This window comes from Streptomyces sp. P9(2023), assembly GCF_032436795.1.
Classification (GTDB): domain Bacteria; phylum Actinomycetota; class Actinomycetes; order Streptomycetales; family Streptomycetaceae; genus Streptomyces.
The window spans coordinates 1-277 of sequence record NZ_JAUPWM010000416.1; the positions used below are offsets into that span (position 1 = coordinate 1).

1 protein-coding gene is annotated in these 277 nt (G+C 62.1%); it reads left to right on the forward strand.

Features of this window, described 5'->3' with window-relative positions; translation table 11 throughout:
* Positions 1 to 277: potassium-transporting ATPase subunit KdpA (locus tag Q5762_RS38165; protein ID WP_315896906.1), on the forward strand; the 277-nt coding region annotated here is incomplete at both ends.

The window sequence follows — 277 nt, forward strand, 5'->3', positions numbered from 1 at the left end:
GCTCTCCGTCGCCGGTGCGCTTGTTTTGCAGGCAACGGGCGTCCCACAGACTTTGTCGGCCTATGTCGACGCCACGTCGGTGGACGGTGCCCATCAGGTACTGGCGATAGGGCCCGTGGCCTCGCAGGAAATGATCAAACTGCTTAGCGGCGATGGAGGCGGCTTCTTCAACGCGAACTCCGCGCATCCGTTCGAAGATCCGACAGCGGCAAGCGGCTTGCTGGAGGCGCTTGCCATCTTTCTCTTCGGCGCCGGTCTGACCAAAGGCATTGGTCAG